This is a genomic window from Actinophytocola sp. (genome assembly GCF_035634895.1).
Taxonomy (GTDB): domain Bacteria; phylum Actinomycetota; class Actinomycetes; order Mycobacteriales; family Pseudonocardiaceae; genus Actinophytocola.
Window position 1 is genome coordinate 16978 of record NZ_DASQCC010000214.1, and the last position, 12127, is coordinate 29104.

A 12127-nucleotide genomic window follows, 5' to 3' on the forward strand; every position below is an offset into this window, starting at 1 on the left:
CGTGCAGCGTTGGCCCTCGGCGCGAAACGCAAAGGTCACCGCAGCTCCTAGGACGCCGCCCTGGCAGAGGCGCTGCGGATTTCAATGGGCGCGACAGGGCCGTCGTGTGGCGCCCCAGCTGGCCTCCGCCGGGACATGTCGACAATCCCGCGATCGGGTGCCGGACAGCACCCGTTCGTGCTAGATGAGGGCGCACCGTGACTGCCAGTGGATTGACATGACTCGGGCTCAGTCGTGGCGCCACTCGAGCACGCGCCAGCCAGCCCCACCCCCCGCGCCGGCCTGGCCAGCGAAAGCTTCGCCGGACGCCGCTGAAGGCAGGGGTTGGCTGCTATCCGCCAGTTCGTCGAGCGGGCATACATCACGAATGGGTGATCAACGCTGCGGCGCCATCTGATTCAGGACTACGGTGGCTCGCACTCAAGCCATGTGAGCGCCGTAGCAATGTTTCAGCAGAGAGAGAACTCGATGGTCCGCTCCCGCCGATCGCGGAGAAACTCGGGCATCACCGGCACCTCGATGACCGTGCACCGCTTGCCCAAGCGGCAACCTCTTGAACGCAACGAGCACCTGTGCCCGGTCTGTTTCTCAGTCCCGGGCAACCCTGCCGCAAGGTACTGCCGTCTCCGCCGGGCTCGAAGAAGCTCAAACTCGGTGGTGCTCTGTCCACGATGCACAACCAACGACCAGGCGCCTCGTCTGCGTCGAGCAGCAGCGTGTCCAAGCGTCGTGCTCGTACGAGCAGGACCGTCGACATCGAGCGGATCGACCCCGACAGAGCAGGGTTCGTGCCACGCAACCAACGCAACCTGGACCCTGACAGCAAGGGGAACAAGCGAACGGCAGGCTGGTCTCGGGACAACGACGACGCGCTCCCCCGTAGGACTTCTCGCGGCTAACGCCGGGTGGACGGTGTCGCGTCGCCGTCGACGCCAATGGAGACCGAGCTGGTGCGTCTCGACGTGGATGATGGCCGCCCTGGTATGTGGCGTCCCGTGTGCTGGCGCGCGTGTCAGCGGCGCGGTCTCCTGGCACACCCGGGCCCGGGGACTGGTCTCCCTGGCCCCACAGAGCACCCGCGAGACGAGCCAGACGGCTCTCCGGTGCCACCGGGAATGATGACCACACGACAGGACGCAGACCCGCGGCCACCCACACGGCAACGTCCACAACCCTGTCATGCATGCCACCTCGCCATGCCACCTCAACGCCACGGGCACCCGGCGCGTCTCGGACGGTGCACCGGACGGGTCCTCTTCGGGACGATCGATGTCGACATCGAGGGCGAAGAGACGCGCAGCAGCCGCTCGAACACCGGCTGCTGCGCGTGCGGGACACCTTGTTCTGACCGGAGCCAGGCCGGCTGGGTGGTGACCTCGGCGGCCTGCTCGGTCAATGGTGGTGCGGGGTCAGTCGACGTCGCCGGCCGCGTACGTGGCACGGTCGAGTTGCTCGACCAGTTTGACCATGGCCGCGGGCGTGGGCGTGGGCAGCGGTGTGTCGCCGAGGTAGGCGACCACAAGAGGCTGGCGGCGTTCTCGGGATCGACGAGGCCGTAGCGCCAGCGTTCGGTGGAGTTCCAGTCCAGGTTGATCGGCTGTGCGTAGACGGCTTCGCCGCACTGGCTGGTGTCGAGTTCGAGCACGATCGCGGGCAGGCCGGTGTAGGTGGTGCAGTCGGTGATGATGCCGGCGGTGACGCGCAGGCCGTCGACGACCGCGCGCCCGTGCACGACGGCCGGCAGAGCCGGCAGGACTCACCCTTCTCGACCGCGGCCTCTGGCTGTGATCCCACAGCACCGGCAGACCCCCACGTCCACGACATCCAACCCATTCACGCTCGGCCAAGCGCTCGCCGTGCAGGCGTCACCCCGCACAGCACTCAGTCCACTCGCGACCTCTCGTCGTATCACCGTCACCCGACCCGGCAAGCGCGACGCGACGGGCTAGGCACCCGGGGCGGACCTAGAGTCCGATGGCGGCCCCGGGTGCCCGCCGATCACGGTGACAGGAACTCGTACACCTTGAGACCGAGACTGACGATGCCGACGAATGCGGCTCCGGTGGCGCCCAGGGTGATCAGGGCTGAGCCGCCGAGCACGTAGAACAAGCCACCGATGATCACTGCGCCCAGTACGGCGCCCAGGATGACGACCGCCAACCACATGCCTCGACCCTGCGATCGATCGCTCACTCGCTACCTCCTTCCGAACCCCTTCCGGGCTCCGAACGATCCGTTCTTGTCTACATTCAGCATCGCGGAGCACATATATGCAGGTCAAACCATGCTTGTAGTATTTGTGAAGGAGGTGAACTACGCTTACGCAGGCGTTGAATGTGCTTGCACCTGAGCAATAAACCGCCTGTGCAGCTGCTGCTTCACGACTGCGCGGCAGAGGAACGACTACAGTGACCCCCCGGACCCCCGGCTACCCCCGTACCGCCTGTTTCTCCTGCACAAAGGTAAATTGATCATGACGAGGGTCGCCTCTTCGCAGCGAAAACTACCCACGCAAGCCCAGCGAGAGGAGGGCATGGAATTGCTGGGCAGAAGCGTGACCAAGGCGCAACGCCAGGAGCAGGTGCCGTTCGCGAAGGACTTCCTGCGGTCGACCGACGGTTTCCCTCCCCTGGCCCGGTTGCTCCAAGGCGGACGAGGCGGTGAGGTCAGGTTGAAGCTGTTCTTGACCATCACGATGATGGCCACCAGGAAGCCGTACGACATCAGCCGGCCACCGTCGCCCGCGTACTGGGCACGCACGCTGGGGATCACAGGCGAACCGCCGGCGCGACGGGTCGCTGACGCGTTGCACTGGCTGGACCGCGAAGGGTTCATCCGGTTGACCCCGAGGAAGGGGACCCTGCCGCTGATCACCCTGCTGACCCCGCAAAGCTCAGGTCGGCCGGGACTGGATTACGAGCGGCCGATCGAGCGGGGAGAACGGTGGATCAGCCTTCCCCTGACGCTGTGGACGAAGGGGTGGATCATCGACCTGCCCGCGACCTCGCTCGCTTTGATCATGGTGGTCCGCGATGTCCAGCAGGGACGTGACGCAGCACGGTACGTACCCGGCGACGAACGCACGATGTACGGGCTCTCCGCCGACACCTGGACCCGAGCCCGCCGCGATCTGGAACGCAGGAACCTGCTGGAAGTCAAACGCGTGCCGCAGGGCGGCGAGTTCGACTACAGGCGGATGCGCAACCTGTACCGGATCCGTTTGGAACAACTCGGCGAGCTCTCACCAGCCGAACACGAACTACCAGCACACGCCGATACCGTAAAGGCGTAGCAGGAACGCCAGCCTCGAACAGAGACGCTGCCAGGAGTTGCGGGGTACCCGATGTTCATTCGAGGGCGGCTCTCGTCAGGACCGTTCAAGGTCGTGCAGCTGCACCGGGTCCTGATCGGACAGGTATCTGAAGCTCTGTGGTGGCCGGAAGGTGGCTCTGGTGCGTAGCGCCGCCAGCGTGTGCGGCTCAGGCAATCGTTGAGGCGAAGCGACGGTGACCGCGGTGGCTGTGCTGGCACCGGCCAGGTAGGCGTCGTACTCGGCCTTGGTCAAACTGAGGTTGGGGCGGTGTCTGCGCCAGATACGGCTGGGGGTGTCGGTGTCGCGGTCTGCGAGGATGGCGGTGCCGATGACCGCCATGACGGGTGTGCTGGCGTAGAGGATGAGCAGCGTGCCGCTGGGTGCGGATAGTCGGGTTCGTCGTAGTTCGACGGTTTTGGTTCCGTCCAGGATCGCGTCGGCGAACCGTGGCCGCAGCGAGAGTACGAGTGGTCGCAGGAGGAATGTCTGCGGTTCGGGTTCGGCGGCGATCGCGGTCACGACCGGTTACCTTATCGGTACTCGACGCTGAGGGCTGTCAGGTCGGCGGTGTGTGTCGGTCAGCTGTTTCCCCTGATGTAGACGGCGTCGAAGGCAGCTCTGGGCATGCTGACCGGAGCCTGGATCTTCCTCGGTCCCGCGGCGCTGGCGGAAAGTTTGAGGTAGTCGGCCCAGGGAACCGGGCGACGGAACATCTCCGTGTAGGACAGTCGCAGAGCTTGGACTTGACCGAGATCGCCGGCCGCTTCGCGAACGTCGCGGAGGGTGAACACGCCGTAGTGCGCGAGGCTGGCATAGAGTTCTTCTGGTGTGCCGACGTCGATCGCGTCCAGAAGGGACGTGCCGATGAAGCGGCCGGGTCCGGTCGTGTGGTCCTTGGTGAGGTACCAGAGGATTCGGCCGGGGGCTTTCAAGCAGCTGGGATGGCCGCTTCGGTAGTAGATGTGTTCTCGGCCGAGCGCCAGTGTGGTTGACCGCGGTGTCAAGGTTGGTGGTTCGCCGAACAGTTCGGCGCTCCACCGGGGTTTGATGGCGATGGCGAAGTGCGGCAAGGCGCTGTCGGCGATCTTCGCCGGCCACCACGTTCGCTCGTACTGAGCAGCGACATCCGGGGACAGGCTCGGAGACAACAGGGCGGCGGGTCCGAGACCCACCTTGTCGCGCGCTGTGGTGACCGCAGCGCTGAGTTCACGGCCCGATGCTGCTTTGTCGATCACCCAGGAGAACCACGCGTCGTTGACGCGCTGGTAGTACTCGTGCTCTGCGGCCCGCACGGCGAGTCGCGACAGGTACGGATCGTCGATGTGCACGACCGAGGCCCCGTGCTGGCGTGCGGTCAGCCGCAACGTCCACAGCAGGTACCTGGCGATGGTGTCGGCGTCAGGATGGTTTGCGACACGAAGCAGTGGCGCGCGAACGACCTGGCCGTCGACGAGGGAGGCATAGCAGCCGACCGGGTCACCGCCGATATCCCGGATGATCGAATGCGACCGCGGAAGCTGGGCCAGCGTGTGCAGCCGTGCCTTGAGTTCGTTCTTGGCTTCGCCGCCAGCGCGGTCAAGGAAGGTGAGCAAGACTGATTCTGACGCCGAGTTCGCCAGCTCGGTGCTGAAGCGGCTTCCGGACAACACCTGCGGCCGATAGGCCGCTGCGTGTGCGAGTTCGTCGAGATGGATGACCAGGTGGTCGGGGTCGATGACTCGCAACGTGGAGAGCTCCGGATGGCTCATCTCCAACAGCACCGGCGCCACATCTGTGCGCAGACGTTCGTCCCAGGTGAGCAGCACCTTCACCCCGGCTGCGGCTGTCTCGGCGAGTTGCAAGAGATCACCGACGTCCTGAGGCGAGGGTGTGCGGTCAGGGAACTTTGACCGGTAACTCTCGCGCAGTGCGTCGAACAGCTGTTCGGCTTTCGCGGGAGAGCCATGTGGACGTCGGTAGTGCTTCGTCGCCTCGAGGAGACGCTCCTGGAGCTGTACCGGATGGCGTTCAATGTCGCGTTCGAGACCGTGCGGAACGACCTTCTCGATCCGGTCCGCGACGTCTGGGGCGAGCAGCACCTGGGAGCGTTCTGCCTGAGGAGCGGCTTTGCGGGTGTGTAGGTCCATCAGGATGTTGGTATCGATGGCCACCGTCAGCACGGTGGGCTCGTCGGCCGTGGTGAACAGGTTCGGATGGCCGTGGTCGCGCCACCAGACGGTCATCGCGGCGTTGTCCTCGCCCCGGCCGCGTGTCCGGCCCAACTGGGCGAATCCCAGACCGCGCCACACCCGTTTGATGTCGGCGTAGTCGTCTCGGCACTTGGCCCGCACACCCAACCTCATCGGGTAACGCCTGCTGACCTCGTTCACCAGCGACTGTGCGATCCCCGCACGGCGGTGCCCCTGCTCAACACACAGATGCGTCAACACCACCTCATTCCTCGGCAGCCGAAAAAGCACGTAACCAACGATCCGGCCATCGACCCGCGCGGTCAGAATCCGGCCCTCAGTAGCAGCTTCGTAATAGGCGGCCTTCGGCAACAACCCGAGAGTCTTCCTCGACCCATTCCCCAATTCGATCAAAAGTTCGATCGTTTCGGCGTCATCGCTGACCGCCGACTCCACAGCGACGTCGTCGGACGCAAGCACCACGGGTCAAGCTTTGCTCCAACTGCTCGTTCTGCGTCATTGTTTGTCCGAGGTTCACCTGACTGGACGCAGCGACGGGCGGGGTGTGGCCTCCTATGCGACAAGCGGATGTGCTGTCACATCGACGTTCGCCCGGATTCGCTCAGCTTTCGGACAACCAGGTGCTGACCACCGACACGGATGCGATCACCGGGCCACGGTTATCTGGCGATACGTGTGGTTATCCGGCAGCTACCTGGTCTACTTTCAGTAGCTTTTGTAGCCCTGTTCGGACTACAAGCTGTACCCGATCGTGACGCACGGTGTGCGTCACCGGACCGCGCAGTGTCGTCCCGGTCCCAGTCTGCGACCGGGCGGCACACCGTCACATCAGAGATGTGCCCGTACTCGAACCCGGTCAGGCGGCAGGTGTACTGGCGCCCGTCCTCATAGGGGCCGTCCTCGTCGAGGACGCTTACGCGGGCAGCGTCGGCGACACCGACAGGAACGACGACGTGCTTATTGGATGTTGGGTTCGTGACGATCCACTCTGTCGAGCGGTCGAGAAAGCATCAACGTCGTCGGTAGCGGAAAGAGTTGCGCGAGCCGACCTGTGATGGAGCCGGCATCATCCAACTCCATGGCCAGGGCGTACTTGAAATCGATACGGCAGCGCACCGCCTCGGCCGCCTGACGGTCGGACAGATCAAGCAGGAACTGCAGCACACAGACCGTGGCCAACTGAGCGGGCGAGAGACCAGGGCGCCCATCGCGCGGGTACCAGTCGAGGAAGTCCTCGTCACGCCACAGCCCGTTGAGCCGATCCTTCACCCACATCGCAGTCGTACCGCCCGGATTGCTCGCCCGCGCAACCTGAACGGTCAGAGACGGAACCTGCTCCCCAGAACGGAGACGAACGGACAACGGACACCTCAGCAGCTGCATCGACCCGTGAAAAAGGCTGATCATGCTACTGATCACGTGTCACACCGCGAAACCAAGATCACCGACAGAGTCACTGGCCGGACAGGCCAGGTTCGGGCGCAGGTTCCGAACCCTCGCCGGATCCGGGCCGGGGACATGCGTTGTGGTGATGTGGTTTTCTCCCACGGACGGCGCAGGTCGGCCGCGATGCCGCGGGCGAGGCGTAGTTGGGTGTAGGCGGCAAGCGGGAGCCAGGTTCATCGGTCGGCCGCCTCAGAGTCCCGGAGTTTCGGGGTGGTCCAGCCCAGGGTTGCTTGAGCATGCAGAAGGTGTGTTCGATGTCGAACTTGCGCAGGAAAGCCTGCCAGGCCAGATCCACTTCGCTTGTGGTGAGGCTGGTGCGGGAATGCCAGAGCCACACGGGTTTCGGGATCGCCCCGCTGGGAAGACGGCCGACCTGTTAGAGGATCACGGTGCCTTCGATGATGGGTAGGTTCCCGGCGTGGTCGGCCCAGGCGATGCGGTGGGTCAACCTCGGGTGCAACCGGTCCCACGCCCGGATCAGCGCGGGACCGTAGAGCCTGGTCTCGGTGCGGGCGGTCACGTCGGGTTCGCCCCAAGTGGCGGGGGTCACCGAAAGCGAACTCACCGCCATGTCTGTGGGACGGCCTTGGGCGATGCCGGGCAGGTAGGCGGGTGCGGGGCGCGGTCGGAGCGCATCCGCACCAGCACGGTGACCGGCAGGTCGGCCAGCACATGTGTCAGCCGGGACCCGTCGTAGCCGGCATCGGCCACCAGCAGGATCTCCGGATCACCGGGCCACCCTCACCCTCTGGCTTTGAGGATGCTCCCTAAGGGTCCAGGTAGGCCAGGCCGATCTCGTTGAACCGGGGATCACCTCTCGCACCGTGTCCTCACACGCCACGAGTTTGGCGATCACGGCACACGGTCCCCGGAGCGGTCGGCATGACAAGCAGACTGCGCTTGCCTAGGTATGTAGAGTACGGATGTGCGTAAGACGCAGGCTTTGATCCAAGTGGCGGTCGCCTTGATGGCAGATCCCCAGGGCAAGCACTGGGGGTACAACCTCACGAAGCGGTCCGGTGTGCGTTCCGGCGTCCTATACCCGATCCTGCGGCGCCTTCTGGACGAACATTGGATCTCAGACGGTTGGGAGGATCCCGCCACGGCCGGCGGTCGACCACCCCGGCGCTATTACCAGCTAACGGAACTCGGGCACCAAGAGCTGAGAGCGCTGCTCGCCATCGCGGGCAACGAGCCGCGGTTTCAGGACATCATTCCGGGATGGGCACGATGACGATGAGCGACCTGTTCATCGGGGGCAAGGTGTTGTGGCTCGCGCCGGTCTCTCTGCTGGTGTTCGGCGCGGCTTTCGGGCTAATCCCAGGGCTGCTGCTCCGCGGGATCGTGTTGCTCTACCCGAAAGATGACCCACGGCGGCAGGAACTCTTCGGCGAGCTGTACGCGCCGGAGATGGGGCGATTCGAACGGTACGTGTGGGTCTTCCAACAGTTGGAGACTGGACTACGTGACGGTCTGCTGGCTCGACGGGATAGCCGTCACAGGCGCAAACACGCCGGGAAGTTGCGTGAGCAGTTCTCGACGAATCTGGCTGAGATCAGTGAGCACAACGGCGCCGCAACAGCACAACGATCCCTGGCTCCTGGTGCGTGCGAGTTGTCCGATACTGAGCTGCTCGCCGCCGTACGCGAGGGCGACATGGGAGCGTATGGCGTGCTCTACGAGCGGCACCTGCATGCCGCGAAGTGGGCCGCGTCGTTCCTGACGCGTTCGTCCGCGGAGCGGGAGGACATGGTCGCGGACGCGTTCACCCGTGTCTTGCGCGTGCTGCGCGACGGCCGGGGGCCCAACGAGGAGTTCCGCGTGTACCTGCTGGTCACTATGCGCAACGCCGTGATCAACTCTGCGCGCGAGACCACGGTGCAGCTGCCGGACGTGCCGGAAACCGACTTGCCGCGCTCGGACGACGACCCAATGGTGAATCGCTGGGACGCGACCACCGCCGCAAAGGCCTTCGCTAGCTTGCCGGAGAAATGGCGCACCGTTCTGTGGCACACCGAGGTGGAGGAGGAGACGCCCGCGGAGATCGCTCCGCTGCTCGGCATGTCGGCGAACGGGGTTGCTGCGCTGGCGTACCGGGCGAGGGAGGGGTTGCGGCAGGCGTACCTGCAGGCCCACCTGCGTGACGTCGAGGGCCGGGAGTGCCAGGCGACGGTGTCGAAGCTGGCCGGCTGGATGCGCCGCAGCGTGCCGGTCCCGCTCGGCCGCAAGATCAGCCAGCACCTGGCTTCCTGCGAGGACTGCCGTGCCCGCGCCGACACATTGGCCCGCGTCAACCAAGAGTTGCGTTAGTACTCCAGCAGCACTTTGTGATCTTAGGTGTCTGCGCTGGTAGTGGGCTTGTTGGGCGCGGTATTGGTGGCGTCGGCGCCAGTCCGGGCAGCCGGCGGCGGCAACGGTTCAGGAGGCCCGCGACCAACTCGGCGACTCGGTGTCGGTCTACCTCGACGGCGGCCCCTCCGGCGACCCGGTCCCGTCGACGATCGTGGACCTCTCCGGCGACGAACCCGTGGTACTGCGCGAGGGCGCGGTCTCGGTGGCCGCGATCTCGGAGGCCCTCGGCGAAGAGGTCGGTACCCGCTGAACCGGGCGCGAGGACCGTCACGGCTTTGCCTGGTCGTTGCCGGCGCCAAGACCGAGAAGATCCTTGAGATCCTTGGCCATACCGAGTTTGTCCCTGGCCGCCGAATCGAACAGGGCCAGCAAGGTGACGAATGCCCACAGGCCTGCCGGGTAGAGGAACGGGTTGACGACCTGGTCGACTGACGACGGACCGAGTTGTTGCACGCCGATCAGAATGCCCAGTGGAAGGACGCCGAAAGCAATCTGCCTGGCCCCGTGAACCAGTGCCCACACCCGTCCGGCGGACGTGGCCCCGGTTCCGTCCGGCGCCAAGGGCAGTTCGTCGTAGTTGCCCCGGACTATCGCGAGAATCACGTCCATGATTCGCTGCCGTAACTCGACGAGCGACTCCGCACGTGGCAGCGCTACCCACAGGGTGTAACCGCGCAGGGCGAGCCCGGCCTGCCGACACCGGTCGGCGACAACCGCACGGTTGGTGGAGTCAGGCAGCCGGAAGGATCTGGGCAGAGCGGTGGTCATCGCGGTCGCCGCGAAATGGAGTCGGTTGATGCGCGCCTGCTTGTCGTCCGGCGTGCGGAGCGGGGCGTCTCCGGAGAGGTCGTGCAGCAGGCGTGCGAGTGCCCAGAAAGTGATCACGTCACCGTCGCCCCGGTCCACCCGGACCTCGCCGACGACGACGGTTTCGACCATCGTGACGAGCAGCGCGACCATGAACAGCAACGACACCATCGCGGCGGCGGATGCGAAGACACAAGCACCGACAGAGGAGACCGACAGCGGGTAGCTCCCGAACAGTGCGCGGAGATCTGACGGCAGAGTACCCGCGAAGGCGAGGCTGACAGCGGTCAGCAGCATTGTCGCGGCGGCATAGGTTCCGCCTACTCTTCGAAGGGTCTGCCGGTTGTGATATCTCCTGCGCAGATGGGCGGAGAAGCGCATAACCGTGATGGAACCGAGGAACATCCCGCCGAATCCTGCCGCGATGAACCAACCGTGCAGCAGTATCGGGACACCGATCAACACGCCGGCCACGAAAAAGAAGGAGAACCCTTCCCGGAACAAGGTTCGCCGCACCATCTCGGCGTTGCCGCGACTGATCGCACGACGGATGTACTCGTTGTACGTCCGGTCGAAGCTCGAGGTTTCCATTCCTCGTGACCGGGCGTGCTCGAACACCAGGTCGCGGGTTCGCAAGGCGGCGACCCAGTGCTCGACAAGCTTCCGGATGTGCGTCGCCTTACCGCCGTCGAACGGTATCTCCCGAATCAGACGGCCGAGCGCGGACAGTTGTCTGCGCATCTCGGCACGGTCCTCACGGCCCGCTTCCCAAGCCAGGCGGCCGACGTCGAAACCAGGTAGCCACTGGATCCACGCCGATGGCTCCTTCTCCGCCGCAGTGCCTGTCCCCGTCTCGACGGGTGGTGTGCCTCGTGGCGGAACCACATCCATACCGGACCTCCGAGCAGAGCGCTACGCAGGATGACTCGTGCCGATATGCGGGAGCGTTACGGTCTGTGTCGCGCCAGGTCCGGACAGTCGTGCACTGTTCAGGCTCGGTAGGCCGTCGCGAACCTCGGGCGGCCTGCCAGGTCCTCGTGGTCGGTCACCTTCGTGAGGACCTTGCGGGTGGACAGCAGCGCCGGGACCGACTCGCCCTGGGTGTCGTCGTGTTCGATGCCGACCGCGCCGCCCGGGCGTAGAAGCCTGGCCGCCAGGTTGACCACATGCCTGATCACCGCGAGGCCGTCCGTGCCGGGCGGTCTCGCTGGTCATGTGGGCCATGACCCACCGCAGCGTGTGCCGGTTGCCGTCGACCGGGACGGCGAGGCGCGCGTCCGGGTCGCCGACGGCACGGATCGCGCGGTCGCTGTCCTCGATCGTCGCCCGGTAGCCCCGCAGCACATCGGCTGCGGCACGGTCGGCGGGGACGGTCATGTCGTACTCCCGGTCCGCGTCCCGGCGGCCCCGATGAGGTGGTGGCCGAACCAGTACCGCTCCGCCTCGGCCAGGGTGCTGGACCAACCCCAGGATGGAGGTGCCACTGTCGACCAGGACGCGGCGCAGTTGCCCGTCGGACACCCGTCGGCCTTCTTCAGCACGCAGTGCCGGGCGAACGACAGCTATACATGCAGACGTTGCATGGCGCACCGGGCCGATCCGTGCTCGTCGCATGAACTAGATCAGGCCGGTCTCGTGAAGGCGAAGGGCGATGCCGATTAGACCGGTGGTTTTGCCCAGGATGTGCTTCAAGACCCGGTAGGTCTGGGCGCGCTGCTGCGCGTTGCGGCTGGACAAGGAGATACTAGCGGCGTAGGTAGCCAGGACGGCGACCATCGCCGCGTAACCGATGATCAGCCAAACCCAGATGCTGGCGGTCGACGTTCCAAGGAACGAGGTCAGTTGCAGGGTGAGTTGCGCGACTATGTGAGATGGGTCGGGCATGCTGGGCATGCGATCCCCTCCGAGGGTCGGGAGATCCGCCGGGTACTGGTTGGCTGCCGGCCGGGGGATCTCGGTGGGCGGACACCGCTCGGTGTTCGCCCACCCATTTAGGAGAACGCCGAGGTTGTCCAGCTAC

12 protein-coding genes and 3 pseudogenes are annotated in these 12127 nt (G+C 65.4%); 4 read left to right on the plus strand and 11 right to left on the minus strand.

The window, feature by feature from the left end; translation table 11 throughout:
• Window positions 1-1204: 1204 nt before the first annotated feature.
• Both VET29_RS32720 and VET29_RS32725 read right to left on the minus strand, forming a co-directional pair.
• On the minus strand, window positions 1205-1732 hold the full coding sequence (locus tag VET29_RS32720; RefSeq protein WP_324927939.1) for a hypothetical protein: 528 nt from the start codon (window positions 1730-1732) through the stop codon (window positions 1205-1207).
• A 266-nt stretch (window positions 1733-1998) separates the two neighbouring features.
• Window positions 1999-2193 (minus strand): hypothetical protein, encoded by a 195-nt coding sequence (locus tag VET29_RS32725; protein ID WP_324927942.1) that lies wholly within the window; start codon window positions 2191-2193, stop codon window positions 1999-2001.
• Between the two features lie 340 nt (window positions 2194-2533).
• Between VET29_RS32725 and VET29_RS32730 the strand changes: the two genes are divergently transcribed.
• The gene (locus VET29_RS32730) at window positions 2534-3292 is read left to right on the plus strand and encodes a hypothetical protein (RefSeq protein ID WP_324927943.1); all 759 of its coding nucleotides are present in this window, start codon (window positions 2534-2536) and stop codon (window positions 3290-3292) included.
• A gap of 75 nt (window positions 3293-3367) precedes the next feature.
• On the opposite strand, the gene VET29_RS32735 is transcribed toward VET29_RS32730, so the two are convergent.
• The 5 genes from VET29_RS32735 to VET29_RS32755 form a co-directional block, all read right to left on the minus strand.
• Window positions 3368-3832, minus strand: coding sequence for an ASCH domain-containing protein (locus VET29_RS32735; RefSeq protein WP_324927945.1), 465 nt, complete (start codon window positions 3830-3832; stop codon window positions 3368-3370).
• Between the two features lie 59 nt (window positions 3833-3891).
• Window positions 3892-5964 carry a GNAT family N-acetyltransferase gene (locus VET29_RS32740; RefSeq protein WP_324927947.1) on the minus strand — a complete coding sequence of 691 codons (2073 nt, stop codon included), beginning with the start codon at window positions 5962-5964 and terminating at the stop codon, window positions 3892-3894.
• A 495-nt stretch (window positions 5965-6459) separates the two neighbouring features.
• Window positions 6460-6921, minus strand: coding sequence for a transposase (locus tag VET29_RS32745; protein WP_324927949.1), 462 nt, complete (start codon window positions 6919-6921; stop codon window positions 6460-6462).
• Between the two features lie 403 nt (window positions 6922-7324).
• Window positions 7325-7498, minus strand: a complete 174-nt coding sequence (locus VET29_RS32750) for a hypothetical protein (protein ID WP_324927951.1) — start codon at window positions 7496-7498, stop codon at window positions 7325-7327.
• Between the two features lie 11 nt (window positions 7499-7509).
• The gene (locus VET29_RS32755) at window positions 7510-7659 is read right to left on the minus strand and encodes a hypothetical protein (RefSeq protein ID WP_414636677.1); all 150 of its coding nucleotides are present in this window, start codon (window positions 7657-7659) and stop codon (window positions 7510-7512) included.
• A gap of 214 nt (window positions 7660-7873) precedes the next feature.
• Here VET29_RS32755 and VET29_RS32760 point away from each other — a divergent pair, with 214 nt between their 5' ends.
• The 3 genes and pseudogenes from VET29_RS32760 to VET29_RS32770 all read left to right on the plus strand — a co-directional run.
• Window positions 7874-8182 (plus strand): PadR family transcriptional regulator, encoded by a 309-nt coding sequence (locus VET29_RS32760; RefSeq protein ID WP_324927953.1) that lies wholly within the window; start codon window positions 7874-7876, stop codon window positions 8180-8182.
• Window positions 8170-9258 carry a sigma-70 family RNA polymerase sigma factor gene (locus tag VET29_RS32765; RefSeq protein ID WP_324927955.1) on the plus strand — a complete coding sequence of 363 codons (1089 nt, stop codon included), beginning with the start codon at window positions 8170-8172 and terminating at the stop codon, window positions 9256-9258. The genes VET29_RS32760 and VET29_RS32765 overlap by 13 nt, the downstream gene beginning before the upstream one ends.
• An 82-nt stretch (window positions 9259-9340) precedes the next feature.
• Window positions 9341-9550 (plus strand): annotated as a pseudogene (locus tag VET29_RS32770) (L-threonylcarbamoyladenylate synthase); the annotation flags it as partial.
• A 17-nt stretch (window positions 9551-9567) separates the two neighbouring features.
• Here the strand turns inward: VET29_RS32770 and VET29_RS32775 are convergent.
• The 4 genes and pseudogenes from VET29_RS32775 to VET29_RS32785 form a co-directional block, all read right to left on the minus strand.
• Entirely contained in the window at window positions 9568-10848 is a 1281-nt protein-coding gene (locus tag VET29_RS32775; protein ID WP_324927957.1) for a hypothetical protein, read from the minus strand.
• 248 nt (window positions 10849-11096) lie between these two features.
• Window positions 11097-11294: pseudogene (locus VET29_RS32780) on the minus strand (peptide chain release factor N(5)-glutamine methyltransferase); the annotation flags it as partial.
• Window positions 11295-11358: 64 nt separating this feature from the next.
• Window positions 11359-11721, minus strand: a pseudogene (locus tag VET29_RS44195) (DUF664 domain-containing protein); the annotation flags it as partial.
• Window positions 11722-11724: 3 nt separating this feature from the next.
• The gene (locus VET29_RS32785) at window positions 11725-12000 is read right to left on the minus strand and encodes a hypothetical protein (protein WP_324927959.1); all 276 of its coding nucleotides are present in this window, start codon (window positions 11998-12000) and stop codon (window positions 11725-11727) included.
• Window positions 12001-12127 lie beyond the last annotated feature (127 nt).

Bases quoted from the DNA above. Each gene is read 5' to 3' on its own strand.
- VET29_RS32730 (WP_324927943.1), top strand. From the start codon at position 2,534: ATGGAATTGCTGGGCAGAAGCGTGACCAAGGCGCAACGCCAGGAGCAG.
- VET29_RS32765 (WP_324927955.1), top strand. From the start codon at position 8,170: ATGGGCACGATGACGATGAGCGACCTGTTCATCGGGGGCAAGGTGTTG.
- VET29_RS32775 (WP_324927957.1), bottom strand. From the start codon at position 10,848: ATGCGCAGACAACTGTCCGCGCTCGGCCGTCTGATTCGGGAGATACCG.
- VET29_RS32785 (WP_324927959.1), bottom strand. From the start codon at position 12,000: ATGCCCAGCATGCCCGACCCATCTCACATAGTCGCGCAACTCACCCTG.